Here is a 1,682-nt window from a genome sequence, read left to right on the forward strand (position 1 = left end):
ATGCTGGTGCTCAAGCCGCTGTCGGCGGCGCAGCGCGATGGGGACCACATCTACGGGCTGATCCTGGGCAGTTCGCAGAACCACGGCGGCCGGGCGAACTCGTTGACGGCGCCGAATCCGGTGGCGCAGGCGCAGTTGGTGGAGTCGGCGTTCCGGCAGGCGGGAGTCGATCCGCGCACGGTGGGGTACATCGAGGCGCATGGGACGGGGACGTCGCTGGGCGATCCGGTGGAGGTGCAGGGCCTGAAGCGGGCGTTCCGGGCGTTGGCCGATGGGCAGGCGCTGGCGGCCGGGAGCATCGGGCTGGGGACGATCAAGAGCAACATTGGTCACCTGGAACTGGCCGCGGGCGTGGCGGGCCTGATCAAGGTGCTGCTGCAGATGCGGCACAAGCGCCTGGTCAAGAGCCTGCACGCCGAGCCGTTGAACCCGCGCATCGATCTGGATGACAGTCCGTTCTACGTGGTGAACCAGGAGCAGGTCTGGGAGGCGCCCGTCGATGGGACAGGCCGGGCATTGCCGCGGCGCGCGGGGGTGAGTTCCTTCGGCTTCGGGGGGGTGAACGCCCACGTGGTGCTGGAGGAGTATGAGGCGCCGGCTCCGAGTCAGCTGGAGGTGCATTCTCCGGCTGTTGTGGTGCTGTCAGCACGAACGGGCGAGCAGCTTCGGGCGCAGGCGGCGCAGTTGCGGGCGCATCTGGAACGGCGCGAGGTGGATCTGGCGTCGCTGGCTTATACGCTGCAAGTTGGGCGCGAGGCGCTGGGGATGCGTCTGGCGTTGGTGGTGAATTCGGTGGCAGAGCTTACGCGCAAATTGTCGGCGTATGAGCAGGGTGAGACCAGCCTGGAAGACGTGTACCAGGGCGAGGTCAAGCGGGGGTCCGAGACATTGTCGGCGTTCGCTGCCGACGAGGACCTGCGGGAGTTGATCGCCAAGTGGCTGGCGCGCGGCAAGCTGGGCAAGTTGGCCGAGTTGTGGGTGCAGGGCTTGGCGGTGGATTGGTCGGCGCTGTATGGTCCATCACGGCCTTCGCGGGTGAGTCTGCCGACGTATCCGTTTGCGAAGGAGCGGTATTGGGTCCCAGAGAGCGGGTCGGGTGCGGTGGCACGGACGGCTGGCGCGTTGGCCGGCTCGGCGCGCGAAGCGGTGCTGCACCCGCTGGTGCATCGCAATACCTCGGACCTGAGCGAACAGCGTTACAGCACGTGGTTGACGGGCGAGGAGTTCGTTCTGCGCGATCACATCGTGCTGGGTCAGCGGGTCGTCCCGGGCGTGGCGCAACTGGAGTGGGCGCGAGCCGCGGTGAGTCTGGCGCTGGGCGGGGCGGCGGCGGTTCGCCTGGAACAGGTCAGTTGGGTGCGCCGCCTGGCGGTGGCCGAGCCGCTGGAGGTGCACATCGGGCTGGAGGTCGAGGACGACGGGCGGATCGGCTACGAGATCTACAGCGGCGAAGGCGAGGCGGCGCAGGTCTACAGCCAGGGCTGGGCGGTGGTCTCGGCGCCGGGCGAGGCGCCGACCGTCGATCTGGCGGCACTGCGCGCGCAGTGCGGGCGCACGTTCAGCAGTGAGGATTGTTATGCGCGGTTTGCCGCGATGGGCCTGCATCAGGGCCCAAGCTTCCAATCGTTGACGCAGTTGCAGGTGGGCCAGGGCCTGGCGGTGGGGTCGCTGCAGTGGCCGGC

General features: G+C 68.5%; 1 protein-coding gene. It reads left to right on the forward strand.

Annotation, left to right across the window (positions count from 1 at the left end; translation table 11 throughout):
* The coding region (locus ACE039_RS30395; RefSeq protein ID WP_485824203.1) for a KS-MAT linker domain-containing protein at nt 1-1,682 on the forward strand (1,682 nt) is incomplete at both ends.

This window comes from Achromobacter maghribensis (genome assembly GCF_057334215.1).